Genomic DNA, 24,477 nt, shown 5'->3' with positions numbered 1-24,477 from the left:
CGAACAGTTAGCGAATTAAAGTGGCGATATTATACGCCACTTTGGGTGCGAATTTCAGCAGCAAACGGTGCAAAAATTTGCATCACTTCGTCCGCACTTAACGCTTCTCGGTCACGGAACAGAGTAATCGATGTGCGCTTCGCATCGCCGGTTACTTTCACTTCATAGGCGCCTTCAGGTAATTCTAGTTTCCCGTCGGAACGACCACCCCAGAATGATTCTTCAAGTTCGTAAGTAACATAAAAGCGACCGATTTCACGGTTATAATCGTCAACTTTAAAACCTACTTCTGGCAACACGTCTCGCATCAATGCCCAGGTATAACTGAAGCTAGCGCCCATAATAAAGCTTGCATAGCCGTCTTCATCAAAGCCCATATCAACAAGCACAGCGCCTTCATCATCAACATCGGCAACACCCGTTTGTTGCGTAATCGCAATTTCACTAATCACCATGTTGAGTGCTGTAGTGGCGGCATCACGATCACGGAAATCAAGGTAGCTATTGTCAATTTCAACGGTATCCTCGGCTGTTAATTGACGTTCTATAACCGAGCTATTAACCGCCGTTGTTCTGCCATGTTCTGCGGTTGCAAAATCAAACCGGAAACGGCGGCGAATACTTACTTCCTCTTCATCTTCACCGTATACAAACGTCTCAACCACCCAATCTGTTTGAATACTTTGACGATTAACCTGCTCAGTGACGCCGATATTTCGCATCCGTAAGGCCTGCAGTGCCCCCTGCCAGACATACTGTTCGATATCGGACATCCCATCAAGCTCATCAAAATAAATACGAACTTGATCTTCCGCCTCTTCAACTCGGCTACCATCAGCCACTGGCCACACTAATTTCGGTGCTAAGATTGGCACAGCTGTTCCGATCGGTCCTGAACGTTCTGCATCCGGCACTGTGTAACGATTGGTCGGTTCCGGTAGTTGTTTATTTGGTGCAGGTTGAATTGAACCTTCGACGGCAAGCTCAGTGTAATCAAACTTACCTTCTGCTTGTTGTTTAGGGGTAAACGTACATGCACTAGCAAGTACCGTGGCAGCACCTGCTAGTACCAATAAATTAGCTTTCATTATTACTCCGCTTTAGATTAAACCTGCTTGTTTTAATGTTTGTTCGATATGTTGTTGCTGCGGAAGTTCCGGTTCCGTCATCGGTAATCGATAATTCGCTTCTAATTTGCCCATTTGCGCAAGCGCCCATTTCACTGGAATTGGGTTCGATTGCACAAACATCGCCTCATGAATACTGGCCATTTCAGCGTCAATTGCTTTCGCTGTTGCGGCATCACCTGCTGTTGCGGCGACAACCATCGCTTTCATTTTTTCTGGCACCACGTTGGCGGTAACACTAATAACGCCGTGTCCACCCAACAACATAAACTCGCAACCGGTCGGGTCATCGCCGCTCAACAAGATGAAGTCGTCGCCGCAGAGTTTACGTAATAACTCAACTCGAGCAACATCACCTGTCGCTTCTTTAATGCCAACGATATTTGGAATTTGTGCCAGTTCTGCTACTTGCTCCGGCAGAATATCAGACGCTGTGCGCCCTGGTACGTTGTACAACAACTGCGGTAACTCTGAAGCTTCCGCGCAGGCTTTATAGTGCGCTAATAAGCCGCGCTGAGACGGCTTGTTGTAATAGGGGTTAACGTTCAAAAAACCTTGAATGGGCAAGCTACTCATCCGCTCCGTGAGCATCACCGCCTCAGCGGTTGCGTTCGACCCGTTACCGGCAATCACAGAAATACGGCCGTCTGCAATCTCCGCCACAGCCGCCACCACCATGATATGCTCTTCGTGACTCATTGTGGCAGATTCACCCGTTGTTCCCATCGCCACAATCGCATCAGTGCCTGCTTTGCAGTGCCAGTTCACTAGCTCTTCCAGAGCATTAAAATCAACGTTGCCTTGATGTGTAAACGGCGTCACGAGTGCGACGATACTACCTGTTAACATATTGCCCCCAATCTTTAATGTACGTCTCATGGTACTTTTACCACATGCTAATGACAAGGCTGGCACAGGCTTTGCTTCATGCCAATGCATCTTTTATCATGATTGCCTCGTATATAAATATTCACACGCGATGGAACGGAGCGATTATGAATACTTTAAAAGCAGGTGATAAAGCACCTCAATTTACCCTTCTTGATGCAAATGAGCAGTCTGTTGCACTCGCTGACTTGCTCAAAAAAGGCCGTGTTCTTGTTTATTTTTACCCTAAAGCAATGACACCGGGCTGCACAGTTCAAGCCCAGCAGCTTCGCGATCATCAACAACAATTGCGCGAACATAATGTGCAAGTGGTTGGTATCAGTACCGATGAACCAAAACGGTTAGCCAAGTTCACTGAACGTGACCAACTCAACTTCACCTTGTTAAGCGACGTTGATCATCAGGTTGCCGAAGCGTTTGGTGTCTGGGGCCTGAAAAAATTCATGGGTCGCGAATATGACGGTTTGCATCGTATCAGTTTTCTAATCAACCAAGACGGCAACATTGCCCATGTGTTTGATAAATTCAAAACCAAAGATCATCATCAAGTGGTCTTAGATTATCTCGCAGACGCCTAATTTTTGTCTTCCAGCAATTCGGTTGGTTCTGGCTTGGTAGATAACGCTGTAATCACGGCTTTTACCAAGCTAGCCAACGGGATTGCAAAGAACACGCCCCAAAAGCCCCATAGCCCGCCAAATACTAGCACCGCAGCAATGATATAAACTGGGTTTAAATTAACAACTTCGGAAAACAAGAGCGGCACCAATAAGTTGCCGTCTAACGCTTGAATAATCAGATAAACCACCATGACCCAAGCAAACATGCCAGTCCAACCAAATTGGAACAATGCCACGAGAAAAACTGGAAGTGTCACAACCGCAGCACCAATATAAGGAATTAATACGGAAAACCCGACAAGCACAGCGAGTAACGCGGCGTAACGCAACTCAAAAAAAGCAAAGCACAGATAGGTAAACACACCGACCACAACAACTTCGACAGCCTTACCGCGAATATAATTCATAATTTGCATATTCATTTCATCGCTGACTTGGGCAATCAAACGACGGTTGCTGGGTAAGATGCGGCTCACATGACGCAAAAGTTGGTGTTTATCCTTCAGCATAAAAAACACCAGTAAAGGCACAATAATCAAATAAATCAATAATGCCATGATGCCCACAATACGACCCAACGATTGGCTTAATAATGTTTCACCAAATAGCAGTGCTCTGCTCGTTGTCGTTTCAATAAACGTATTAATGTTGGCTTGGCTAATGTATTCAGGAAACATCTCTGGCAGTCGGTTCAGTAGTACTTTTACTTGGGCAAACATTTGTGGCAACTCGCCAACCAGCGCTACTGACTGCTGCCAAATAACGGGTACCAAAAAAAGCAATAAGACAACGTTGAGTGCAACAAAGCTAAGAAACACAATACCAACAGCACTCAATCGGGGTATTCCGGTGCGTTCTAATCGTTGCACCGGCCACTCAAGGAGGTATGCCAATACCAAGGCAACTAATATGGGCGCCAATATATCGCTGAACAAAATAATCAGCGCAAACGTAGTCAATAACAGCAAAAACAACGTGACCGCATCTGGGTCTGAAAACTTGCGGTTATACCATTGTTTTAAGTAATCAAACATTTGTTGCAACTCCAAAAATTCGGGTAAAGATATTGCATGCTACCCATAGATACCACATCATAGCTTTGAACGTACCAGAGTAACAGAGCTGCGCGATGAAAACGGGAACCTTTTCACAATTTTATACTCGAAGCAGCAGGTTAATTAGGCGTATAAAATGAAGCAGTTTATCGGAACAATCGCAGCAATCGCTCTCGCTCTTACTTTAGCCACGAGTGCTAATACCACTCATGCCCAAGATCGCATTCCAGAAATTGGAACAGCTGGCGCAGCCGTAATGACTATTGACCGCGAGCGCATTTATGGCGATATGTATATGCGTCAGTTGCGGGCGCAGGCTCCGTTAGTCGGCGACCCTGTCTTAGATGAGTATTTACGCGACATCGGTTCTCGCATGGTTCGAGAAGCTGACGGTGTGCGCTTTCCATTTAACTTTTTCTGGGTGAATCAAAAAGATATCAATGCGTTCGCATTCTTTGGCGGATACATTGGTGTTCATACGGGGTTAATTTCAGAAGCTCAAACCGAGAGCGAACTAGCTGCGGTGCTAGCTCACGAGATTGCTCACGTTTCACAACGTCATATTGTTCGTAACATGGAACGTATGTCGAATGCTTCACCAACAACCATGGCGGCCATGTTAGGGTCAGTAATTTTGGCTGTCATTAACCCGCAACTGGGTATGGCTGCGTTAACCGGCACCATGGGCGTATCGCAGCAAATGCAAATAAATTATACGCGGCAATTTGAGCAAGAAGCCGACCGTATTGGTCTTTCAATTCTGGTCAATTCGGGCTTTGACCCAATGGGTTCACCTGACTTCTTCGGTCGTTTGAGCGAGAAATATCGCTATACCTCTCGCCCACCTGAAATTTTATTAACGCACCCGTACAGTGAGAACCGTTTGGCTGACATGCGAGCTCGCGCCGAATCGATGAGTCGCCCTGAAGTTCGTGATTCACTCTCTTTTTTACTAGCGAAGTATCGAATACAGGCACGTCACCTCCGGCAGCTCAGTGAAGCGGAATTACGGCGACAAATGGAGACGGCGCCAAATGATCAGGTGAAAATTGCCGCAACCTATGCGCTGGCAATTGTACTATTGGATAATCGGCGTTCAGAAGAAGCCGAAGATGTCTTAGCGTCGTTACTAAAACGCGACCCCATGAATACCTTTTTCATTGACGTTCAAAGCGATATTTTATTAGCACAGAATCGTTATGACGATGCCTTGGCAATGCTCGAAAACGCTTATATGCGCCAGCCTAACGAGCAAACAATTACGCTAAACTTTGCCAACGTTGCTGTTGAAGCAAAACAATTCGAGCTAGCTATTACATTATTACGAGAATTTTTAGAGCGTCACCAAAACAATGTACTGGCGCTTGATTTATTAGCAACCGCCTACCGATTAAACGGCAACAGCAGTTCAATGCACGAAACCCAAGCCGAGCTTGCGGCATTGCATGGGGCTTTTGATCAAGCGATTGACCACTTGCATAAAGCGCACAAGCAAAGTGGCTTGGAAATTGAAAAACGGCGCTTGCAAGCGCGCATTGAACAATTAATGGAACAAAAACAGTTATTACAGAAGCTCAGTTCGTAAATTTAGTGTGCTTCTTTTAACTCCAAGCCGGTTGCTTTTGCCAGGCTCGCTAAGGTTTGTTCACCAAGCAACGGGCCTTTAATTTCACCACTTGGCGTGACCACAAAAGTCGCCGGTAAGGCATTTGGCTGGGTAAATGGCAACATCGGCACAGGTTCGTTTTGAATTAAAGGGAATTGAATATCATATTCCGCTCGCAACGCCGCAAGTTCCTCATTATTCAACCCGTCAAAACTAACACCCAGTAATGTCACCTGATCGCCGTAAAGTTCATGAAACTCATTTAACTCAGGTAGCTCACGCAAGCATGGCGCACACCACTCAGCAAAGTAGTTGACCACAACATAACCACCTTCGAGCTGTTGCCAGCTATGACTACCAGCAGTGTCGGTATGAAAATCAGGTGCCGGCTCACAGCCGCTCAAAAATACTGCAGACGCCAGCATTGCAACTGGCAAAAATCGACAACGCATAGAGTTTCCCTTAAGCTAACGCATTATTTACTAGAGGATTCATAGTTATGGCACAGGTCACGATTTATCATAACCCACGTTGCTCTAAGAGCCGCCAAACCCTACAACTACTCGAACAACATAACATTGAACCAGAGATAGTTGAGTATCTTAAAACTCCGCCTAGTGTGACAGAAATTCAGACCTTGATACAACAACTCGGATTTATTTCAGCGCGAGAATTGATGCGCTCCAAAGAAGATACGTATAAAACACTCGATTTGGCCAATGAACAAGATGAAAAAAAGCTAATAAAAGCCATGGCTGAACATCCGAAGCTTATCGAGCGCCCTATTGTCGTGGTTGGTAATCAAGCTCGCTTAGGACGTCCACCTGAAGCGGTACTCGAGATTTTGCCAGAATGAGTGCCAGTATTATCATTCTTTACTATAGTCGCAGTGGCGCCACCCAAACGCTGGCTGATGCTATTGCGGACGGCGTATTAAAGGCCGGCGGCGAGCCATTGATGCGCACCGTTACAGGTGCCGGCGACCCAGCAAGTCAGCGTGACCTAGAAATTAGTCAAGACGAGCTCAAGCAGTGCGATGGTTTGATTCTTGGCAGTCCTGTGCGATTTGGACACATGGCAAGTGCATTACAACAGTTTTGGGAGCAAACCAGTGTCACTTGGCTCAAAGGTGAGCTCGAAGGTAAACCAGCAGCAGTCTTTACTTCGGGTAGCAGTATGCATAGCGGCCAAGAATCGACTCTGCTGTCAATGGGGGTGCCGCTGTTACACCACGGCATGTTATTATGCGGCATTCCTTATACTGAGCCAGCAATTCAGCAAACCCAATCCGGTGCATCACCGTATGGCGCAAGCCATGTTGAGCATGGTCATGGTAAACACCTAACAGAACATGAATATCAGGCCGCCGTTGCACTAGGGCAACGAGTCACAGTGGCAGCCTTTGCATTAAAAACTGCACGTACACAGGGTAAGTTATGAACCTCGATCAAAAAACTCGGCAAATTCGATTCCTTGCTCTGGCAAGTTATCTCGGTTTATTAGCGTTAATGATTATTTGGCAAGTTTGGTGTCAGCGGGATAGTGAGTTTAGTTTGGTTTTTCGACTGGGGCTGTGGGTCGTTCCGCTATTGTTCGCGTTACCAGGCATGCTGCGTGGCAAACCGTACACCTACGCGTGGACCAACTTCATTCTCATGTGGTATTTTTTGCATAGTCTCACCATGCTGTATGTTGCACCGGAACAACGTGGATTTGCGCTAGCGGAATTACTATTAACTAGTGCCGCGTTTGTAGGTTGCACATGGTATGCACGACGCCAAGGTAAGGCGCTTGGTTTAGGTTTGAAGAAACTTAAAGATAGCAACTAAATAGCCAAAACATCTTTTATAAATGGAATGGTTAAACGCCGTTTAGCTGCAATCGACGCCCGATCTAATCGGGCGAGGCATGATAATAAACTACGCATATCCCGCCCTAATCGCTGCACCATAAACTGTGCAGCTTCCTGTCCTAAATGCAATCCAAGCGCTTTAGCACGCACTTGTAGGGCTCGTACTTTCTCGTCGTCATTCAAGGCATGGACATGCATACTCAATCCCCATTGCAAACGCGAATGCACATCAGCCAAAGCTACTTGAAGATGACTCGGCGCATGTTTCGCGGTCACCACAATGCTTCCCTGCCCCGCATCTTTCACACGGTTTAACAGCGCGAACAATTCAAAACACCATGATTCACTCGTACTAATAGCATCTAGATCATCGAGGCAAATAAGTGAGTAATGTTCTAAACCCTGTAATATTTGTGGCTGCACTTGATCATGTAACTCCGCCAACGGCACATACATGACTGTATCTTCAGCCGTGGCGCACAGAGCATGCAACAAATGACTTTTACCAACCCCGTCAGCACCCCATAAATAGACCAATCCCTTTGGCAGATTCTGTAAAACTTGCACCAACTCGTGATTTGACCCGCGCACAAATGTCGCGAAGGTTTCATCATCAGGTAATTGAATCGCTAATGGAAGCTGGGCAATTGCACTCAAGATTGGCTCCAACGATATATTGGCATTTCAAACTCAGAGCGACGATCTGGGTTTACCGCTGTAAACGGTTTACTTAAGTCGATGGCCTGCATGATTTGGGCTACATCTGTTTGGATAAACAATTCAAACTCGGCTTCATGCTCGCCGTATTGAATAAGCTGAACACGATTGACTGAAGGTAGTTCAAGCAATAACTTTTCTGCTTTTAATACATCCATGAATTGGCTAAGCTCGCGCACTTTTATCCGCCATGTTCCCGCCATCTCTGCATTGCTACCGATGCGAAAGCGCTGTGATAATTGTTGCGTAACATCTGCAACCAACATGCTTCCTAGCTGTTCTGGCTGCATTGCGGTCACTTCGCCGCGCCAGCGAATACCACCCAACACTAATGTCCAATCGAGCATCCAGTCATCGTCGGTGACGGCACTATCAGCTTGATACATGCGAGCGACTACTACCCCGTCGGTATCATAACGACTGCTAGCAAAGGCGATGCGATCTTCAAATCGCGCCCACAAATCAACGACAGAAAGACTCATTGAATCGTTTAAATCGAGTAACGGTAATTTAACCGGCAGTCCACGTGTTTCTGCCGCCGTTTTAAGTTCATTGATTACCGGCCAATCGTCACCGCCACCTAATATTTGGCGCTGTAAATTCTCATCTTCCGCCACTACCCAAAATAATAACTCTGGGCGTCGACTGCTCCATACACCGGAGTCGGCCTGCTGAATTACACGATCGATTTGTGGCTGGTCAAACTGAACCCATAACAGCAATTCTTCAGCTTCTTGTTGATAACCGTATTGAACCACAAAATTACGCACATTTTGCAATGCTAATTGCACCGATTCATGCTCAAGAACCGCATCATCACCGGAAACTTTCAACAATGTATTCGTTAGCGCAGTGCGCAAAGCTTCGTTACGTTCGCTAGCGGTTTGGCTTTCTACGGCTACACGAGCCTGATAAAGCTGCTTCACCTCCACTGCTGCATGCCCCGTCCGTAGCGGTGTCAGCAGGTTAAAGCTGATTAAAAAGAATCCAATTAAGGCGATTTTTAGGGTTCGCATAGCTACCTCATCACAACATCTTGTGCTCATCATAAACAGCCCTATGCTTGCTCGCAAGTAACAAGCTGTGGATAACCTCTTGACGTTTCCGAAAATTTACCAACGTGATAAACTTGCCCAATAAAAACACCGAAACCAAGTCAAGGAATGCCTCATGCTTAAGCAACAATTGCGCGCCATCAGCTCACTGCTGACGAGTATCACGCTTATTGGCATATGCACCGGCATGACCAGCACGCTCTTGAGCTTACGTGCCACTATTGAAAACTTTGGTACGCTCACCACCGGTATCATCATGTCGGCGTATTTCATTGGCTTTTTGTTCGGCACCACCCGCGCACCAAAAGATATTCGCCGTGTTGGATATATCCGCGCCTTTGGGGGGCTTGCGGCATTGGCTGCGGCATCGATATTGATTCAGGCCATCTGGATTGACCCCATCGTATGGTTTGTCATGCGTTTTCTAACCGGTTTTGCTATCTCGGCAATCTTCGTGATTGTTGAGAGCTGGCTAAATACCATGGCCGATAACAAGAATCGCGGTACCCTACTTTCGGTTTACCTCGTACTTATTTATGGTGGCTTAGTTGCCGGTCAGCTTATTCTTGGTATCACCGACCCGGCAGGATTTATCGCATTCGCACTGGTTGCATTACTAATAAATCTATCTCTTATTCCGATATTAGTTAGTGTAACCGTTGAACCCACTTCGCATGAACCACGCAAAGTCGCTATTCGCAGTCTTCTAAAACTCGTTCCTCTGGGTATGGTTAACGCATTTATCATGCAGGCCTGTTACGCCATGTTTTATGGTATTGGCCCCATGTACGCAACTTACATTGGGCTATCGGTGGCGCAAGTTTCATTATTTATGGCAGCATTCATACTCGGCGGAATGCTCGCTCAAGCCCCTATCGGGCTTCTCTCTGACCGCATTGACCGTCGCATTGTCATGGCCTTTTGTGCTGGTTCTGCAGCAATTATGGCGTTCGTGCTATCGCAATTAGATGCAAACGTAGCTTGGCTGATTTACTTGTGCGTTGGCTTGTTCGGCGCCTGCGCATTACCGTTATATTCGTTAGGCATGGCGCATACCAATGACTTTTTAGAAAAAGACCAAATGGTTGGCGCAACGGGTGCCATCATCAAAGTCGGTGGTATTGGCTCGATTATTGGCGCGCCATCGGTAGCCGCCTTGATGCAGTTTGGGGCGGTAAATTACTTCTTTTTACTCATTACGGTGTTAACAAGTATTGTGTGCGGTTACTCACTCTATCGCGTGACCCAGCGACCCAAAGCAGGTGACCAATCGCATAGTGCATACGCGATGTTGGCGCCAACGCAGACGTCTGATGAATTACTCACCACATTGGCAAGTGAACAAGAAATGTTAGATGAGGAATATCAAGAGGCGCAGTTAGACGCTGATCCGGAAAATGATCAGCGTCCGTCTGGCGGTGCAAGCACTTAAGCTTGCACCCAACTGGTAACCAACTGCTGAGCTTGTTCGGCCAACTCATCAAGATGCTCGGCACTCACAAAACTTTCGCAATAAATCTTATAAACTGGCTCAGTACCGGATGGACGTGCGGCAAACCAGCCATTTGCCGTGGTCACTTTCACGCCACCAATTAATGCATCGTTCGCTGGTGCTTTGGTAGTGATCGCCGTCACTGCATCACCTGCTAACTCAGTCAATTTGAGTTTATAAGCACGAATATTGCCGAAGCCAGCATTCATTTCTGTCGACGAGGCTACATCAATACGCTTGTAATATGCAGTGCCATACTCTGCACAGAGTTCATCATAATATTGGCTTGGATTCTTTCCGGTTTTTGCGCAAATCTCCGCTGCTAATAAAGCAAGAATAATCCCGTCTTTATCGGTCGACCAGGCTTGCCCTGCACGGTCGAGGAAACTCGCACCAGCACTTTCCTCACCACCAAAGGCTGTAGTTCCCGCAAACAGCTCTTGAGCAAACCATTTGAAACCAACCGGCATCTCACGCAATTGGCGTTGGTGCTTTGCAACCACGCGATCAATCATGGCGCTAGAAACGAGTGTTTTTCCAATCGCTAGCTCAGGTTTCCAACTGCGATGCTGACACAGATAATCGATGGCAACGGCAAGATAATGATTCGGGTTCATTAGGCCATGCGTAGGCGTCACAATACCATGACGGTCGTAATCAGGGTCGTTACCTACCGCAATATCATATTGGTCTTTGAGTTTTAATAAGCTCGCCATCGCATACGGAGACGAACAATCCATGCGAATTTTGCCGTCTTTATCCAAGCTCATGAAGCGGAAGCTAGCGTCAACGTCCGCATGATGAACTTCGATATTCAGACCATAATGCTCAGCAATCAGTGCCCAGTAACCAGCACCCGCGCCGCCCATTGCATCGACACCAATTCGCAACTTCGCATCAGCAATCGCTTGCATATCAATAACTTCATGCAAGCTCTCAATGTAAGTTTTACGCCAATCAACCTGCTTGAGCTTCTTGCTCGCACGTGCTTCAGCGTAGGAAACAGCGTTGACGCCCATCAACTCTGAAGACAACAACGCATTGGCATACTTTTCAATGGTTTTTGTCGCATCGGTATCGGCTGGGCCGCCATGGGGTGGATTGTATTTAAAGCCACCATCCGTTGGTGGATTATGAGACGGGGTAATGACCACACCATCGCACAAGTCTTTCGTGCGGCCACGGTTATAGCGTAAAATCGCATGGCTAATTACCGGCGTTGGTGTATAACCATCGTCTGTTTGAATATGCACTTCAATGCCATTGCCAATAAACACCTCAAGCGCTGTCATATATGCCGCTTCGGAAAGTGCATGGGTGTCGCGTCCTAATAGCAGTGGCCCTGTGATGCCCTGCTCCTCACGGTACGCTACTAAAGCTTGGCTAATAGCAAGTATATGGGCTTCGTTAAATGAACGAGTTAGGGCGCAACCACGGTGACCCGATGTGCCGAATTTTACTTGCTGTTGGGGATTCCTTGGGTCGACTTCGTTAACAAAATAAGCACTCACGAGTTGTGCAATGTTCGTTAGATCTTCAGCTGCTGCCGGTTGGCCGGCGCGAGGATGCAAAGCCATTATAAAAAGTCCCTAATTTTTTCTGCGTGTTCCTGCGAATAACCCAGTTCAAGTGCCACCTGGGTTAACATTGATTTCTTACGCGTCGTGTTATTGTTGGTCACCACAAAGTAAGGCGCATCCGGTATTTGCTTCGGATTCGTACTGGTACCTGACGCTTCAAGCTCGGCTTCGGTTTTTGCAAAATATTGTCGATCGCGTCCACTAATTTGCAGTACTGCATCAAACTTTTTACTGTGGCATTTATATAACATGCTCAATATGTACAAAAACCGAGCCACAATGCTACGTTGACCAGCGAGGTCGGCACGGGTCATCACATCAAAAATGGTGCGGCGTCCAAGTCCTTCATTGCTGGCATTGGCGGTTGTATCCGTTGTCTCAGGCATTGCAATCACCGGTTGTCCGGTAGCTTGCTCAGCCGGCCCTAACCCCAATAAGCGACGCAATATTGCCGATGCACTCTCGCCAATATGTTGGGTATGGCTGGCAATATAGCGGTATAATTCGTCATCAATTTCAATGCGTTTGGTCATTAGCCGATCGCTTCTCGTTAGCTATATTAAATATGGATGGTGCTTTAAGGCACGTCTTTTGCACGCTATTATACCCAAGCATCAGCTAGGGTACAGGAATTCAACATGAGCACAGCACAGATTCTTAATTATGAAGTGATAGGTAGCGGCGAGCCCGTGGTTTTATTACATGGCTTATTCGGTGATTTAGATAACCTCAAGGGTCTGGGGCGTGATTTGAGCGAAGATTATCAGGTGATTCTGGTTGATGCGCGAAACCATGGGGATTCGTTTCACAGCGATCATATGAATTACGCGGATATGGCCAATGACCTTGCCGCAACGCTTGACGAGCTCGATATTGATTCTGCTCATATTGTCGGTCACTCCATGGGCGGGAAGATCGCGATGGAATTTGCTCTTACTTACCCTAAAAGAGCGCGCAGTGTGATTGCAGCTGACATCTCGCCAGTGGCTTATGATCCAAAACATCGTCACATTTTAGACGCATTGCGTGCGCTTGATCTGAGTCAAGTAAACAGTCGTACTGATGCTGACAAGCAACTTGCACAACATATCGATACCAAAGGTGTACGCCAATTCTTGTTGAAAAACTTACGCCGTGACGACACGGGTTACCAGTGGCGTATTAATCTTGAAACGTTAGATAGTTGCTATGAAGAAATTTCTGGTGCTGTGCGCAGCGGAAACTATGATGGCCCTATTTTGTTCATTAAAGGTGGTGATTCAGACTACCTAATGAATGAACACGCTGATGAAATTAAAGCGCGATTTAGTCAGGTTGAGGTGAAAATTATTGAAGGCGCGGGACATTGGCTGCATGCCGAAAAACCACGCATTTTCAACCGACTGGCGCGGGCGTTTATTGAGAATCATTCTCGCACCTAAGCGGCCTTCATGCTATACTCTGCGTTCTTTTTTGAAATTATTCATACAACCAAACATCAGGTGTTGCTGTTATGCTGTCAGAACATTATGAATTGATTGAAACCTTAGGGACGAACTTTGCCATTGCATTTTTGTTTGTGCTAATTGGGTTGGCTATTCAAGATGTTCTGAAGAAAGGCGATGTGCCAAAATTTGGGCGCTGGTTTGTTTGGTTGGTATTATTTTTAGGGTGCGCTGGCTTTATTGCGAAAGGCATTATTCAAGCATTCTGGGAAGCAGGTCTTTAATTTTTACAGCAGGTAGTAAGACTCTATGGCAAGTGTAGGTATATTTTTCGGTAGCGACACTGGAAACACTGAAGCTGTTGCGCAAATGATCCAAAAAGAATTGGGCAAACATTTAATTGATGTGTTTGATATCGCAAAATCAAGTAAAGAAGACATCGCTTCTTATGATTTGCTCATGTTTGGCATTCCAACTTGGTATTACGGTGAAGCCCAGTGTGATTGGGATGACTTTTTCCCTGAACTGGAAGAAATTGACTTTAATAACAAGCTGATTGCAATTTTTGGCTGTGGCGACCAAGAAGACTACGCTGAATACTTTTTAGATGCGATGGGTACCATTCGTGATATCGTGGAAGCACGTGGCGGAATTATTATTGGTCACTGGCCAACCGATGGTTACGAATTTGAAGCATCGCGAGCATTGGTTGACGATAATCACTTTGTTGGTTTAGGTATTGATGAAGATCGTCAGCCTGAGCTAACGAAAGAGCGTGTACAAAAATGGTGTGCACAAATTCGTGACGAAATGGGCTTAGATCAATTAGGCTAAGCAATATTAGCGAATCGAACTCGAGTAGCGAAGAAATCATGAGCAACAAAGACGAATTACAATTAAAAAAAGCTGGCCTGAAGGTCACGTCTCCACGAGTAAAAATCTTAGAGATCTTAAAAAATCCAAACAACCAGCACATTAGCGCTGAAGATGTTTACAAGATTTTGCTCGAAAAAAACGAAGAAATTGGCTTAGCCACGGTATACCGCGTGCTTAACCAATTTGATGACGCCGGTATTGTAAGTCGTCACCACTTTGAAGGTGGCCGCTCGGTGTTTGAGCTTAGTGCGAAAGATCACCACGATCATCTGGTTTGCTTAACTTGTGGCCATGTCTTTGAGTTTGAAGATGATGTTATTGAAGAGCGTCAACTGCAAGTGGCTGAAGCAAACAATATTAAGCTAACGAATCACAGTTTATATCTTTATGGTGAGTGTAAAACGCCTGATACGTGTGTAAATAACCAAAATACGGATATGGACTAAACTGATTTCGAATTTTGATAGAAAAAACGCGACTCGAAGTCGCGTTTTTTATTGCTTACTAACAAGTGCGATTATTACTCACTATCACTCCAAGTATCACGCAATCCAACCGTCTGGTTAAAAACGAGCTTACCTGCTTGACTGTCTTTACTATCGGCGCAGAAATAACCAATACGCTCGAACTGATAAGCTTTCGTCGCTTCAGCGTTAGCTAGGCTTGGCTCAACAAAGCCATGTTTCACAACCAGTGATTCAGGATTCAACGTACTGAAAAAGTCTTCTTCAGCACCTGGGTTTGGTACTTGGAACAAACGGTCATATAAACGGAATTCACACGGTAGTGCATGTGCTGCCGCAACCCAGTGAATCACACCTTTGACTTTGCGCCCGTCAGCCGGATCTTGACCCAAGGTCTCCGGATCATAGGTACAATAGATGGTGGTGATATGACCTTCCGCATCCTTCTCAACACGCTCAGCCTTGATGACATAAGCGTTACGCAGGCGAACTTCCTTACCTAACACCAAGCGTTTGTATTTTTTGTTCGCTTCCTCACGAAAATCTTCACGCTCAATTAGAATTTCACGCGCGAATGGCACTTGACGCATGCCCATGCTGTCGTCGTTAGGATGATTCGGCGCATTTAACTGCTCTTCATGAGTTTCTGGATAATTTTCGATTACCAAGCGAACCGGATCGATAACCGCCATTGCTCGTGGTGCGCTTTGGTTCAATTCATCACGAATACAAGCTTCAAGCATACTCATCTCAACCTGGTTATCCATTTTGGTAACCCCGATGCGGTGGCAGAACTCGCGAATTGAACCTGGTGTATAGCCACGGCGGCGCATTCCCGCAATAGTTGGCATACGTGGGTCATCCCAGCCACTCACTTTGCCCTCTTCCACTAATAAGTTCAGCTTACGCTTACTCATGACCGTGTACTGAAGGTTTAAGCGCGAAAACTCAATCTGTTGCGGATGACAATCAATACTGATGTTGTCCAGTACCCAGTCATACAAACGACGGTTGTCTTGAAATTCTAAGGTACATAGCGAGTGCGTAATGCCCTCAATGGCATCCGAAATACAGTGCGTGAAATCGTACATTGGATACACACACCACTTGTCACCCGTTTGGTGATGATGCGCAAAGCGGACACGATAGATTACTGGGTCGCGCATACACATAAATGGCGAGCTCATATCAATTTTGGCGCGCAAACAAACTTCACCTTCTTGATATTTGCCGGCTGTCATATCCGCAAAAATCGTTAAGTTTTCTTCAACCGATGTATCGCGATATGGGCTGTTGCTACCTGGCTCTTTCAAGGTACCGCGCATTTCACGCATTTGCTCTTGTGACGAAAAATCACAGTACGCCAAGCCCTTTTCAATGAGTTCTACAGCGAAGCCATGCAACAGCTCAAAATAATCTGATGAATAACGTGGTTTACCTTCCCACGTATAGCCAAGCCATTTCACGTCTTCTTGAATCGAATTGACGTAATCCACTTTCTCTTTCAGTGGGTTGGTATCATCAAAGCGCAGGTTACAGCTGCCCTTATAGTCTTCCGCGATGCCGAAATTCAGCACAATCGACTTAGCGTGACCAATATGCAGGAATCCATTTGGTTCAGGTGGGAAGCGCGTATGAACGCTCTGATGCTTTCCTGAAGCCAGATCTTGGTCGATAATTTGGCGGATAAAATTACTACGAGGCGCGTTCGCTGCCATATCTGCGGCCATGAATTACTTTACTCCGATGCTAATTCGAAAAATGACCGTTATGATCGCAGTTTATCGGCACCTGCGCAAGACCTATAGATTGAGGTTGAAGAATCGATAGGCCTGTTTTATTTCAGCTTGAGCTTGTTCTAACGAGGTGATTTCAAAACGTAATGCCGTTCCCGCTGTTGCTTGCGCTAGCGCCATCCGCCCAGACCAGCTCACCACGCCTATTTTGGGGTATCCGCCAAGGGTTTGGCAGTCATTTAGCATGACAATAGGCTGTCCATCCGGTGGTATTTGAATTGCACCGAGCGGCAATGGCTCCGAGATGATTTGCGGCCGTGTCCACGCTATCGGTTGATTGCCCTGTAAGCGCACCCCCATACGATCTTGCTTTGCCGTAACTTGTAGCGATTGCTTTACTAAACTTTGCTGCGCTTGTAGCTCAAATTGGGCATATTGAGCCATCGGTATAATTGGAATGCGCAGCTCTGTGGTACTCGATATCCGTGGAATTAAATCATGTTGAGGGCGTCGGTAAGGTACCGGCTGCGTCAACTCATAATATCCAGCATCCAGTTCATCGCCGCTTTGCAATGGCTTGCCGTTACCGCGCAGCCCCCCTAGCCCATCTCGCATCACCGTAGCAACTGAGCCAAAAGTTGGCGTAGCGAAAAAACCACCTGCCACCGCAAGATAACTACGCAGCCCTCGTTCAGGCGCATCGATACGTACTTGATCGCCTGCGTTAACACGAAAAACTTCCCAAGTTGCAATCGGCTGTTGGTTCTTCGTTAGTTTCACTGGTGCGCCGCAGACCACCCAGTAACTCGTGCTTAGCGCAGTCACACTTAATCCACCCAGTGTGATTTCCAGTTGTGCTGCTGATGCAGCATTACCGAGCAATTTATTAGCCCACAAAAACGCACGCTCATCGATGGGTCCACCGCGAGTGATACCTTGTGATAAATGACCAAACCGCCCCCAATCTTGCAACGTTGTCAGCAAGCCCGGTTGTTCAATACGAAGCGCCGGATAACTCTTCGTATTAGTCATCATGGCGCTCCTCAATGTGATTCGATTGGCTGTTTGCTTCAATTTCTAAAAAACGTTGTTTGGAAACGGATGTGAAACGCACCTGATCGCCGGCTTGCAGTTTTAATCCTGATCGATCCGTCCACCCGGCGACGCGACCGATAATATTCCACCCACCTGGCGACGTACGCGGATAAATGGCTGTTTGTTGATTAGCTATCGCCACGCTGCCCGCGGGTACTTTAGTGCGCGGGGTATCGAGTCGTGCCACTTGCAATGCGTTAGGTACATCACCTAAATAAGCAAAGCCGGGAGCGAATCCAATGGTATATACATGGTAAGTTTCCGCACTATGACGCTGGCTAACCTCTTCTGCGCTTAGCCCCGTACAATGGCAAACACGCTCGATGTCGAGCGCAAATTCAGGTTCGTAACACACGAAGTACTCGTGAATACCAGCAACCTTCGGTGTTACCTGTCGCTGCTGTAGCTCGATAAGTTGTGCTTTCAGCCAGTGCTGAACGTGTTCAAAAGTGGTGCGTTGAATGTCGTACACAACCATTAGTGTGTGATAAGCAGCAACCACGTCGCTCAACCAAACGGGCTGTGCTTGAATAATGGCCTCACGTAATAAATGAACCTGTTGGTTAATTTGCTTATCGACTTTCGCGTCAAACACGATCATTACCGCATCAACGCCAGCTATTTCAATTGAAGCTTGTAGGTTAAATGCCATTTAGAACCTGTCGGATTGCGACAACGGTTGCAATCGATTCAGCGTTATCACCGTGCACACATAATGTTTGTGGTTGTAAACGCAATTGTGAACCATCGCTTGCAATAATTGGCTCACCACAAGCAAACGCTTTTGCTTGGTCAAGAATCGTTTCGCGATCAGTAAACACTGCGTCTGCATATTGGCGCGACCGCAGAGAACCATCAGGTTCGTAACGTCTGTCGGCAAATGCTTCGAAACACAACTCGACGTTGCAGTATTCGGCAATACGCTGTTGCGTGGTGTTATTTGCCCTTGCCAAAGTTAATAAATACAGGGGCGGATGTGCAGGATGACTGTTGTTTTGTTCAGCTATTACGCGGCAAACCAATTCAAATAATTCTTGATCACGCTGCATATCGTTATATAGAGCACCGTGAGGTTTTACGTAACTTAGCTGTGCACCGGCTTGCAAACACAAAGCTCGTATTGCACCAATTTGATAATGCAAGATGGCCTTTAATTCGGCCTGCGGAAAATGCAAGGTTCGACGGCCGAAACCCGCTAAATCTGGATACGCTGGGTGAGCACCAATTTCGACCTGGTGTTCGACGGCTAATTGAATGGTTTGCGCCATAATTGCTGGGCCACCGGCATGAAAACCACAGGCAATATTGGCCATATCAACATGCGGCATTACCGCGGCATCATCACCCATCGTCCATGCCGCAAAGCTTTCACCCATATCACAATTGAGTTTGATCATAACTACTTATCAACCGAATCCTCTGATTCTTCATTACGTGCACCACGCGCGCCGGCGAAGCGAGCATAACTGTAGGCAAACAAATAAACGCCAACGCCAACGCTTGAAATAAATAATGGTGCAAGCGTTAGTCCACCAATCTGATGCGCACCGTAAACAGCTGCAGCGCCGGTTAACCCTAACGTAGTCAGTGATGCTGCGACCAAGGTGATTGGCTCAAGCCACTTCAGCAATACGCGCCCCCCCAACAAGTTCACCAAAGCACCGAGAATAATCCCCCAAGCAATTGGCACGCCAAGTTTATACCAGCCTAGCTGCCAATCAATGATGGCTGCCCACAATTGTTGTTCGCTAGCATTATAAAACATCAGGCCGACAAGACCCGCTAAAATAACTAACCGTGTGGTTAACGACATAATGGTTCCCTACTTTTGCGAGCCTAGATAAATAACCAAGACAAAATAGCGATAATAATCGCAATAACCGGCACCCACAAAATTGGGGATTGATACCATTTTAAAACAGGTTGTTGGTACGGTTCGGGATTGGCTTCGGCTTTTGGCTCTGGACGTTTTTGTCTTAGCAACCACACCACACCAATAACCAATAACACCACGCCTAATTGGCGATAACTTGAAGTGGCCTCGCCTGCTGGTGCTAATACGGCGAGTAATATACCCAGAACGATGACCGCAAGTGCACTAATTCGTGTCGTACTTGTTGTTTTCATAAGCTTATGTTTGCCCTTTTTGTTTTTCTTTTCGCCAAACTATTAGAAACCATATCCAACCGATGATTTGCATGAACACACCAACAATAATGGTGCTTAAGTTTTGCTCCCAGATACCGCTTAACATGGCAGCAAAACCAATAACCGCTAGGATGAGTGGATAAATCATCGCAATCTCCTTATGTGGAATCTACACCTTACTGAAATCTTCCGCTCGGCGAAAGACTTCAAGCATTATATTCGACTATTGTCGGGGCGAGTGCCATACTGTTTTTAGTAACAATTATGATGAGGCAGCTATGACCAGAGCCCCGCAAGAAACTCAACTTGAAACCTGCGAATCAGAGCATTTACAACATGATGCCAGCGTCTACGGATCATTGCAGCGACAGTTAACGCCCCATTTAACGGTTCACCGTATTCTGCCACAACGCGCTATTCGAATGATTGGACCGTGGTGCTTCTTAGACCACTTTGGTCCAGTTGCACCAGCCAATTATCGCCAGTTTGATGTTCCGCCACACCCACATATTGGCTTGCAGACCATCACGTGGTTGCTGTCTGGGCAACTTCTCCATCAAGATAGTTTAGGTTATGAACAGTCTTTACGCAGCGGTCAGTTAAATTTAATGACAGCTGGACGAGGCATTACCCATGCTGAAGTGGCCGATAACGATCCTGATCAACCGTTACATGGATTACAACTGTGGCGAGCACTTCCGCCTGAGCATGAACAAACAGAACCGCGCTTCGATCATTATCAACAGGTGCCAAAGTTTAGTCTCGGCGATTGCACCGCTACGCTTATTTGCGGAACTTATGCGACCGAGCAGCGCCGCTGGAATAGTCCGGCACTAAGCTTTAGTCCAAGTATGGCGATGTTATTGCAGACACCACGTACAACCGCTGTCGAGTTACATCTTGATCGTGATTTTGAATACGGCATCTACGTTGTTAGTGGGCAACTCGAAACGCTTGAGAAAACCACTCGCGCGCATCAATTAATAAGTCTGGGTAGCAATCGTCAACATGTGGTTCTGGAGTTTGCTGCCGATACCCAGATTTTAGTATTAGGTGGTGAGGCATTTGAACAGCCAGTAAAAATGTGGTGGAATTTTGTTAGTGCGTCGCAGCAACGCGTCGAGCAAGCCCAGCAAGATTGGGATGCCGGCCATGAGCGCTTTGGAAAGGTTGTTCAATACCAGACAAAAAAAGGTAACTAATGGGAATTGTCAGCTTTGTGAGTAAAGCAACTCGCCGCCTTGGCTTATGGTTTCTTGCCGCAGGGGTAACGCTTGCCGTGCTGTTTACTGCGGTATTGATTTATAAACTCACGGTATTTGAACCTGATCCGCCGGTCGCTGCAAACTGTCAATCTTTGCAGCTCATTGCAACTGCCGACGGTGCAGCAGAGATTCACGTTTATGATTGTCAGCGTGGCAACTCTGGCAATAGCTGGCATGGTTTTGAAGTATGGTTGTTTGAACCCAAAGCGAATGATTGGCTACGAATTGCGACCGCTGAACAAGGCCCCTGTTTAACAATATCGTGGCAGCGTGATGGCGAATTAGTTATTCATCACGGTCACAGTCGTGGGGCCTTAAATATCGCCAAATCCTCAGTGGTGTATGATGACGCAAATGGGCGTCCAGCGACCATCAGCGTCACCACCAAACGCGAAGAAAAAGAGTGCCCGCTTTAACCGAGTTTCATGACCCATTTCAATGGTAAGCGCTTCATCAAAAAGCCGATAAGCGCCCATGGCCAAGTTGGCACATAGGCCTGCACGGGCTCTTTTTCTATCGCTTGAACTAACTTACGACAGCCAGTTTCGGTATCAATCATGAACGGGGTATTCTTCACTTTTTCATTAATTTCAGAGCGAATGTATCCGGGTAAAATGGCACTCACTTTGATCGGCGAGCGTGATTTAATTAAGTCGGCACGAATCCCTTCTGTAAGCGCCAGTAACCCCGCCTTTGTCGCCGCATAAACAGTCATCGCTCGCGGCATTCCGCGTAGTGCACTAATGGAACTTATGGTTACCAAATGCCCGCTATTTTGTTCACGGAAGATCTCGAGCGCTGCCTCACATTGTGCTAATGCCGCCACGAAGTTGGTTTGCGCAGTTTGCACATTGGCATAGAAATATCCAGTACCCAGCGATGCCCCTTTACCCATTCCAGCGTTCACAATCACCCGATCGATACTGCCAAACTCTTCTTTGAACGCTTTAAATACAGCAAATACGTCGTCATGCTGATTCACATCTAGCGCCTTCACGCTTACTTTAATATCTGGGTAGCGTTGTTCTAACTCTTGCTTCAAGGCATCAAGGCGTTCCGTGCGCCGAGCGCACAATGCTAAATTTCGGCCATACTTGGCGAACTCTCGCGCCATGCCCTCGCCCAGTCCAGAGCTTGCGCCAGTTATCAATATTGTTTTGCGCATGAATTATCCTTGTTTTATTAGTTTGCGAGCTCTCCAGTGCAAATAATGCACTAAGAACCAAAAATTCTTGAAAGCTGGATTGCGGGTTTGTTTGTGGTGGTAACGGAAATAAATTTGTTGAGCAATCACACTCAAACGAAATAATCCGAACACCTCGTAAAAACGGAAATCTTTGACATCTACGTCCATTTTATCGCAGTAATATTCAATAACTTCTTGGCGCGTTAGCATGCCCGGCAAGTGCGTTGGTTGACGACGGGTCGAGCGTGCAATACGGTCATCATCGGCCTGAATCCAATAAGCGAGGCTATTCCCTAAATCCATCAACGGATTACCTAACGTCGCCAACTCCCAATCGAGCACACCAATGATCTTGGTCGGATCATTGACATCTAGCACCAAATTATCAAAACGAAAATCATTGTGGGTCATACAAATCGTTTCATGTTTGGGCATATTCGCTGCCAACCACTGCATCAATTTTTTGCCCGAAGGTACGTTCCAAGTTTTCGCTTTTTTATAGCGTTCGCTCCAACCATGAACTTGGCGCTCGGTGTAACCAGCGCCCTTGGCTAAATCGCTTAGGCCGGCAGCTTCGATATCAACTCGATGCAGCTCAATAAGTACATCGAGGGCATTCAAGCATAGGGTTCGAGTTTGCGCTTCAGTTAAAGCTAATTCACGCGGCATGTTCTTGCGTGGAATAATCCCAGCAACCCGATCCATGACATAAAATTCATCGCCAATAATACTTGCATCATCGGTATACAATCGCATTTGGGGCACATACGGAAATACTGGTTTCAAAGCCTTCTGCAGACGATATTCGCGGCCCATATCATGAGCCGACTTGGCTTTGGTTCCCGCCGGAGGTCGGCGCAATATGAGATCAGCATTATCGAATTGTATGCGATAAGTCCAATTTGAAGCGCCGCCACTGTATTGCGTAATGCGCATTGCTCCTGAAAGTTCTGGCAATTGTGTTCGTAGCCAATCACTCAAGCGCTGCTCGGGCAATTCTTCGCCAGAGCGCACTGATGTAGCTTGATCTTCTAGCTGGTTATCGGTCACTTAGGCCTCCCGATACTTGGCGAGCTCAACCTTGGCTATGGTGCTACGATGCACTGCATCAGGGCCGTCAGCGATGCGTAATGCCCGAGCCATCGCAAACAGTGCGGTAAGCGGCGTATCATGGCTCATGCCGGCTCCGCCATAAATTTGAATCGCTTCATCCACCACCTGCTGCAATACATTCGGAGCCGCAACCTTAATTGCGGAGATTTCAGCGAGCGCTTTCATTGCGCCAACTTGATCGATTTTCCACGCTGCGTAAAACGTTAACAAGCGGGCTTGATCAATTGCAATCCGCATATCGGCTACACGTTCAAGGTTACCATTTAATTGCAGTATCGGCTTACCAAAACCAATACGTTCCTGCCCTCGACGTATAAACAGTTGTAACGCTTTCTCGGCAGCTCCTAAAGCGCGCATACAGTGGTGAATGCGACCCGGCCCCAATCGTCCCTGGGCAATTTTGAAGCCATCGCCAAGACCACCGATAACATTTGCTTTAGGCACCCGAACGTTTTCAAATAGTACCTCGCCATGTCCGTACGGCGCGTCATATTCACCAAATGCAGGAAGCATACGCTCCACCGTCACACCAGCCGTATCAAGCGGCACGAGCACCATTGAGTGTCGTTGATGCTTTGGTGCATCAGCGTCGGTTAAACCCATCACTATGGCAAACTTAGCATGAGGATGACCAAGCCCTGTCGACCACCATTTGCGTCCATTGATAACAACTTCATCGCCATCAGCGACAATACGCGCTTGCATATTTGTGGCATCAGAAGAGGCAACATCAGGTTCGGTCATACAAAATACGGAGCGAATCTCACCGTTCAATAATGGCGTTAACCACTGCTGTTTTTGTGCATCGGTACCAAAGTGATACAGCACTTCCATGTTGCCCGTATCCGGTGCATTACAATTGAAAATCTCCGGGGCGAGCAAACTATGGCCCATCACCTCAGCAAGCGGTGCATACTCAAGCGTCGTCAGTCCAGCCCCTAATTTGGCATCGGGCAAAAATAAGTTCCACAGCCCGGCTTGCTTAGCTTTCTCTTTTAATTCTTCAACAATGGGCGCAACTTGCCAATGCCGCCAATTCGAATCAGGGTTTAAGCGGCGATTTTCTTTGTGATAATTCGCTTCAATCGGTTCAATATGTTCTCGCATGAACGCAATCAAGCGCTTGCGATAACTGAGAGTTTTTTCACTTGGCGTAAAATCCATAAGCCTGCCCTGCT

Annotated in this window: 30 protein-coding genes; 12 read left to right on the top strand and 18 right to left on the bottom strand. The window is 46.8% G+C overall.

Annotation, left to right across the window (positions count from 1 at the left end; translation table 11 throughout):
- Positions 1 to 29: 29 nt before the first annotated feature.
- The gene (gene bamC, locus CWI76_RS01460; RefSeq protein WP_126758612.1) at positions 30 to 1,088 is read right to left on the bottom strand and encodes an outer membrane protein assembly factor BamC; all 1,059 of its coding nucleotides are present in this window, start codon (positions 1,086 to 1,088) and stop codon (positions 30 to 32) included.
- A gap of 12 nt (positions 1,089 to 1,100) precedes the next feature.
- Positions 1,101 to 1,976 carry a 4-hydroxy-tetrahydrodipicolinate synthase gene (gene dapA, locus CWI76_RS01455; protein ID WP_126758611.1) on the bottom strand — a complete coding sequence of 292 codons (876 nt, stop codon included), beginning with the start codon at positions 1,974 to 1,976 and terminating at the stop codon, positions 1,101 to 1,103.
- Positions 1,977 to 2,122: 146 nt separating this feature from the next.
- On the opposite strand from dapA, the gene bcp reads away from it, so the two are divergent.
- Positions 2,123 to 2,593 carry a thioredoxin-dependent thiol peroxidase gene (bcp, locus tag CWI76_RS01450; RefSeq protein WP_126758610.1) on the top strand — a complete coding sequence of 157 codons (471 nt, stop codon included), beginning with the start codon at positions 2,123 to 2,125 and terminating at the stop codon, positions 2,591 to 2,593.
- On the opposite strand, the gene CWI76_RS01445 is transcribed toward bcp, so the two are convergent.
- Positions 2,590 to 3,669 carry an AI-2E family transporter gene (locus CWI76_RS01445; RefSeq protein WP_126758609.1) on the bottom strand — a complete coding sequence of 360 codons (1,080 nt, stop codon included), beginning with the start codon at positions 3,667 to 3,669 and terminating at the stop codon, positions 2,590 to 2,592. The two genes, bcp and CWI76_RS01445, sit on opposite strands and share 4 nt — an antisense overlap.
- A gap of 157 nt (positions 3,670 to 3,826) precedes the next feature.
- Here CWI76_RS01445 and bepA point away from each other — a divergent pair, with 157 nt between their 5' ends.
- Positions 3,827 to 5,275 carry a beta-barrel assembly-enhancing protease gene (bepA, locus tag CWI76_RS01440; protein ID WP_126758608.1) on the top strand — a complete coding sequence of 483 codons (1,449 nt, stop codon included), beginning with the start codon at positions 3,827 to 3,829 and terminating at the stop codon, positions 5,273 to 5,275.
- 2 nt (positions 5,276 to 5,277) lie between these two features.
- Here the strand turns inward: bepA and CWI76_RS01435 are convergent, their stop codons facing one another.
- Positions 5,278 to 5,748 carry a TlpA family protein disulfide reductase gene (locus tag CWI76_RS01435; RefSeq protein WP_198678546.1) on the bottom strand — a complete coding sequence of 157 codons (471 nt, stop codon included), beginning with the start codon at positions 5,746 to 5,748 and terminating at the stop codon, positions 5,278 to 5,280.
- Positions 5,749 to 5,795: 47 nt separating this feature from the next.
- On the opposite strand from CWI76_RS01435, the gene arsC reads away from it, so the two are divergent.
- From arsC to CWI76_RS01420, 3 genes are read left to right on the top strand one after another with little or no spacing between them, the layout of a single operon-like run.
- On the top strand, positions 5,796 to 6,152 hold the full coding sequence (arsC, locus tag CWI76_RS01430) for an arsenate reductase (glutaredoxin) (RefSeq protein WP_126758607.1): 357 nt from the start codon (positions 5,796 to 5,798) through the stop codon (positions 6,150 to 6,152).
- On the top strand, positions 6,149 to 6,736 hold the full coding sequence (locus CWI76_RS01425) for a flavodoxin family protein (protein WP_126758606.1): 588 nt from the start codon (positions 6,149 to 6,151) through the stop codon (positions 6,734 to 6,736). Before arsC ends, CWI76_RS01425 begins: the two co-directional genes overlap by 4 nt.
- Positions 6,733 to 7,125, top strand: a complete 393-nt coding sequence (locus CWI76_RS01420; protein ID WP_126758605.1) for a DUF2069 domain-containing protein — start codon at positions 6,733 to 6,735, stop codon at positions 7,123 to 7,125. Before CWI76_RS01425 ends, CWI76_RS01420 begins: the two co-directional genes overlap by 4 nt.
- Here CWI76_RS01420 and hda read toward each other — a convergent pair.
- Both hda and CWI76_RS01410 read right to left on the bottom strand, forming a co-directional pair.
- A complete protein-coding gene (gene hda / locus CWI76_RS01415; protein ID WP_198678545.1) occupies positions 7,122 to 7,805 on the bottom strand; it encodes a DnaA regulatory inactivator Hda in 684 nt (227 codons plus the stop codon). The two genes, CWI76_RS01420 and hda, sit on opposite strands and share 4 nt — an antisense overlap.
- The gene (locus tag CWI76_RS01410) at positions 7,802 to 8,881 is read right to left on the bottom strand and encodes a DUF2066 domain-containing protein (RefSeq protein ID WP_157980791.1); all 1,080 of its coding nucleotides are present in this window, start codon (positions 8,879 to 8,881) and stop codon (positions 7,802 to 7,804) included. The genes hda and CWI76_RS01410 overlap by 4 nt, the downstream gene beginning before the upstream one ends.
- 154 nt (positions 8,882 to 9,035) lie before the next feature.
- Between CWI76_RS01410 and CWI76_RS01405 the strand changes: the two genes are divergently transcribed.
- Positions 9,036 to 10,352 (top strand): MFS transporter, encoded by a 1,317-nt coding sequence (locus CWI76_RS01405; protein WP_126758603.1) that lies wholly within the window; start codon positions 9,036 to 9,038, stop codon positions 10,350 to 10,352.
- Here the strand turns inward: CWI76_RS01405 and pgm are convergent.
- Entirely contained in the window at positions 10,349 to 11,989 is a 1,641-nt protein-coding gene (gene pgm / locus CWI76_RS01400) for a phosphoglucomutase (alpha-D-glucose-1,6-bisphosphate-dependent) (protein WP_126758602.1), read from the bottom strand. The two genes, CWI76_RS01405 and pgm, sit on opposite strands and share 4 nt — an antisense overlap.
- Positions 11,989 to 12,525: a replication initiation negative regulator SeqA gene (seqA, locus tag CWI76_RS01395; protein WP_126758601.1), complete on the bottom strand. Its 537-nt coding sequence runs from the start codon at positions 12,523 to 12,525 to the stop codon at positions 11,989 to 11,991. The genes pgm and seqA overlap by 1 nt, the downstream gene beginning before the upstream one ends.
- 105 nt (positions 12,526 to 12,630) lie before the next feature.
- Between seqA and CWI76_RS01390 the strand changes: the two genes are divergently transcribed.
- From CWI76_RS01390 to fur, 4 genes are all read left to right on the top strand, one after another.
- Complete coding sequence (locus tag CWI76_RS01390) at positions 12,631 to 13,413, top strand: alpha/beta fold hydrolase (protein ID WP_126758600.1); 783 nt, start codon at positions 12,631 to 12,633, stop codon at positions 13,411 to 13,413.
- A 71-nt stretch (positions 13,414 to 13,484) separates the two neighbouring features.
- A complete protein-coding gene (locus CWI76_RS01385) occupies positions 13,485 to 13,700 on the top strand; it encodes a DUF2788 domain-containing protein (RefSeq protein WP_092854554.1) in 216 nt (71 codons plus the stop codon).
- 25 nt (positions 13,701 to 13,725) lie between these two features.
- Positions 13,726 to 14,250, top strand: a complete 525-nt coding sequence (gene fldA, locus CWI76_RS01380; protein WP_126758599.1) for a flavodoxin FldA — start codon at positions 13,726 to 13,728, stop codon at positions 14,248 to 14,250.
- Between the two features lie 38 nt (positions 14,251 to 14,288).
- Positions 14,289 to 14,738: a ferric iron uptake transcriptional regulator gene (fur, locus tag CWI76_RS01375; RefSeq protein ID WP_126758598.1), complete on the top strand. Its 450-nt coding sequence runs from the start codon at positions 14,289 to 14,291 to the stop codon at positions 14,736 to 14,738.
- 74 nt (positions 14,739 to 14,812) lie between these two features.
- On the opposite strand, the gene glnS is transcribed toward fur, so the two are convergent.
- The 7 genes from glnS to CWI76_RS11600 form a co-directional block, all read right to left on the bottom strand.
- Positions 14,813 to 16,474, bottom strand: a complete 1,662-nt coding sequence (glnS, locus tag CWI76_RS01370) for a glutamine--tRNA ligase (protein ID WP_126759347.1) — start codon at positions 16,472 to 16,474, stop codon at positions 14,813 to 14,815.
- 84 nt (positions 16,475 to 16,558) lie between these two features.
- Positions 16,559 to 17,527, bottom strand: coding sequence for a 5-oxoprolinase subunit C family protein (locus CWI76_RS01365; RefSeq protein ID WP_126758597.1), 969 nt, complete (start codon positions 17,525 to 17,527; stop codon positions 16,559 to 16,561).
- A complete protein-coding gene (locus CWI76_RS01360) occupies positions 17,517 to 18,239 on the bottom strand; it encodes a 5-oxoprolinase subunit B family protein (RefSeq protein ID WP_126758596.1) in 723 nt (240 codons plus the stop codon). Before CWI76_RS01360 ends, CWI76_RS01365 begins: the two co-directional genes overlap by 11 nt.
- Entirely contained in the window at positions 18,229 to 18,984 is a 756-nt protein-coding gene (locus CWI76_RS01355; RefSeq protein ID WP_126758595.1) for a 5-oxoprolinase subunit PxpA, read from the bottom strand. The genes CWI76_RS01360 and CWI76_RS01355 overlap by 11 nt, the downstream gene beginning before the upstream one ends.
- A 2-nt stretch (positions 18,985 to 18,986) precedes the next feature.
- Complete coding sequence (locus tag CWI76_RS01350) at positions 18,987 to 19,400, bottom strand: hypothetical protein (RefSeq protein WP_126758594.1); 414 nt, start codon at positions 19,398 to 19,400, stop codon at positions 18,987 to 18,989.
- A gap of 23 nt (positions 19,401 to 19,423) precedes the next feature.
- Positions 19,424 to 19,714, bottom strand: a complete 291-nt coding sequence (locus tag CWI76_RS01345) for a hypothetical protein (protein WP_126758593.1) — start codon at positions 19,712 to 19,714, stop codon at positions 19,424 to 19,426.
- Between the two features lie 4 nt (positions 19,715 to 19,718).
- Entirely contained in the window at positions 19,719 to 19,883 is a 165-nt protein-coding gene (locus CWI76_RS11600; RefSeq protein ID WP_157980790.1) for a hypothetical protein, read from the bottom strand.
- 130 nt (positions 19,884 to 20,013) lie between these two features.
- Here CWI76_RS11600 and CWI76_RS01340 point away from each other — a divergent pair, with 130 nt between their 5' ends.
- The gene (locus tag CWI76_RS01340) at positions 20,014 to 20,937 is read left to right on the top strand and encodes a pirin family protein (protein WP_126758592.1); all 924 of its coding nucleotides are present in this window, start codon (positions 20,014 to 20,016) and stop codon (positions 20,935 to 20,937) included.
- A gap of 17 nt (positions 20,938 to 20,954) precedes the next feature.
- The gene (locus tag CWI76_RS01335) at positions 20,955 to 21,416 is read left to right on the top strand and encodes a hypothetical protein (RefSeq protein ID WP_126758591.1); all 462 of its coding nucleotides are present in this window, start codon (positions 20,955 to 20,957) and stop codon (positions 21,414 to 21,416) included.
- Here CWI76_RS01335 and CWI76_RS01330 read toward each other — a convergent pair.
- Genes CWI76_RS01330 through CWI76_RS01320 form a run of 3 tightly spaced genes read right to left on the bottom strand, consistent with a single transcriptional unit; the run spans position 21,413 to position 24,463 of the window.
- Entirely contained in the window at positions 21,413 to 22,165 is a 753-nt protein-coding gene (locus CWI76_RS01330; protein ID WP_126758590.1) for an SDR family oxidoreductase, read from the bottom strand. The two genes, CWI76_RS01335 and CWI76_RS01330, sit on opposite strands and share 4 nt — an antisense overlap.
- 3 nt (positions 22,166 to 22,168) lie before the next feature.
- A complete protein-coding gene (locus tag CWI76_RS01325) occupies positions 22,169 to 23,236 on the bottom strand; it encodes a phosphotransferase family protein (protein ID WP_126758589.1) in 1,068 nt (355 codons plus the stop codon).
- Positions 23,237 to 24,463 carry an acyl-CoA dehydrogenase family protein gene (locus CWI76_RS01320; RefSeq protein ID WP_126758588.1) on the bottom strand — a complete coding sequence of 409 codons (1,227 nt, stop codon included), beginning with the start codon at positions 24,461 to 24,463 and terminating at the stop codon, positions 23,237 to 23,239.
- Between the last annotated feature and the right edge of the window lie 14 nt (positions 24,464 to 24,477).

Origin of the sequence: Pseudidiomarina marina, assembly GCF_003987045.1 — a bacterium.
In the GTDB taxonomy this organism is placed as follows: Bacteria; Pseudomonadota; Gammaproteobacteria; order Enterobacterales; family Alteromonadaceae; genus Pseudidiomarina; species Pseudidiomarina marina.
This window is presented reverse-complemented; position numbering and strand designations above follow the sequence as displayed.

Coding starts and splice junctions, on each gene's coding strand:
- bepA (WP_126758608.1), top strand. CDS start 3,827: ATGAAGCAGTTTATCGGAACAATCGCAGCAATCGCTCTCGCTCTTACT.
- CWI76_RS01365 (WP_126758597.1), bottom strand. CDS start 17,527: ATGATGACTAATACGAAGAGTTATCCGGCGCTTCGTATTGAACAACCG.
- CWI76_RS01420 (WP_126758605.1), top strand. CDS start 6,733: ATGAACCTCGATCAAAAAACTCGGCAAATTCGATTCCTTGCTCTGGCA.
- bamC (WP_126758612.1), bottom strand. CDS start 1,088: ATGAAAGCTAATTTATTGGTACTAGCAGGTGCTGCCACGGTACTTGCT.
- arsC (WP_126758607.1), top strand. CDS start 5,796: ATGGCACAGGTCACGATTTATCATAACCCACGTTGCTCTAAGAGCCGC.
- dapA (WP_126758611.1), bottom strand. CDS start 1,976: ATGTTAACAGGTAGTATCGTCGCACTCGTGACGCCGTTTACACATCAA.
- CWI76_RS01330 (WP_126758590.1), bottom strand. CDS start 22,165: ATGCGCAAAACAATATTGATAACTGGCGCAAGCTCTGGACTGGGCGAG.
- bcp (WP_126758610.1), top strand. CDS start 2,123: ATGAATACTTTAAAAGCAGGTGATAAAGCACCTCAATTTACCCTTCTT.
- CWI76_RS01340 (WP_126758592.1), top strand. CDS start 20,014: ATGACCAGAGCCCCGCAAGAAACTCAACTTGAAACCTGCGAATCAGAG.
- CWI76_RS01425 (WP_126758606.1), top strand. CDS start 6,149: ATGAGTGCCAGTATTATCATTCTTTACTATAGTCGCAGTGGCGCCACC.
- fldA (WP_126758599.1), top strand. CDS start 13,726: ATGGCAAGTGTAGGTATATTTTTCGGTAGCGACACTGGAAACACTGAA.
- CWI76_RS01345 (WP_126758593.1), bottom strand. CDS start 19,714: ATGAAAACAACAAGTACGACACGAATTAGTGCACTTGCGGTCATCGTT.
- CWI76_RS01385 (WP_092854554.1), top strand. CDS start 13,485: ATGCTGTCAGAACATTATGAATTGATTGAAACCTTAGGGACGAACTTT.
- glnS (WP_126759347.1), bottom strand. CDS start 16,474: ATGGCAGCGAACGCGCCTCGTAGTAATTTTATCCGCCAAATTATCGAC.
- CWI76_RS01390 (WP_126758600.1), top strand. CDS start 12,631: ATGAGCACAGCACAGATTCTTAATTATGAAGTGATAGGTAGCGGCGAG.
- CWI76_RS01320 (WP_126758588.1), bottom strand. CDS start 24,463: ATGGATTTTACGCCAAGTGAAAAAACTCTCAGTTATCGCAAGCGCTTG.
- CWI76_RS01410 (WP_157980791.1), bottom strand. CDS start 8,881: ATGCGAACCCTAAAAATCGCCTTAATTGGATTCTTTTTAATCAGCTTT.
- CWI76_RS01350 (WP_126758594.1), bottom strand. CDS start 19,400: ATGTCGTTAACCACACGGTTAGTTATTTTAGCGGGTCTTGTCGGCCTG.
- CWI76_RS01435 (WP_198678546.1), bottom strand. CDS start 5,748: ATGCGTTGTCGATTTTTGCCAGTTGCAATGCTGGCGTCTGCAGTATTT.
- CWI76_RS01355 (WP_126758595.1), bottom strand. CDS start 18,984: ATGATCAAACTCAATTGTGATATGGGTGAAAGCTTTGCGGCATGGACG.
- CWI76_RS01445 (WP_126758609.1), bottom strand. CDS start 3,669: ATGTTTGATTACTTAAAACAATGGTATAACCGCAAGTTTTCAGACCCA.
- CWI76_RS01360 (WP_126758596.1), bottom strand. CDS start 18,239: ATGGCATTTAACCTACAAGCTTCAATTGAAATAGCTGGCGTTGATGCG.
- pgm (WP_126758602.1), bottom strand. CDS start 11,989: ATGGCTTTGCATCCTCGCGCCGGCCAACCGGCAGCAGCTGAAGATCTA.
- CWI76_RS01405 (WP_126758603.1), top strand. CDS start 9,036: ATGCTTAAGCAACAATTGCGCGCCATCAGCTCACTGCTGACGAGTATC.
- seqA (WP_126758601.1), bottom strand. CDS start 12,525: ATGACCAAACGCATTGAAATTGATGACGAATTATACCGCTATATTGCC.
- fur (WP_126758598.1), top strand. CDS start 14,289: ATGAGCAACAAAGACGAATTACAATTAAAAAAAGCTGGCCTGAAGGTC.
- CWI76_RS11600 (WP_157980790.1), bottom strand. CDS start 19,883: ATGATTTATCCACTCATCCTAGCGGTTATTGGTTTTGCTGCCATGTTA.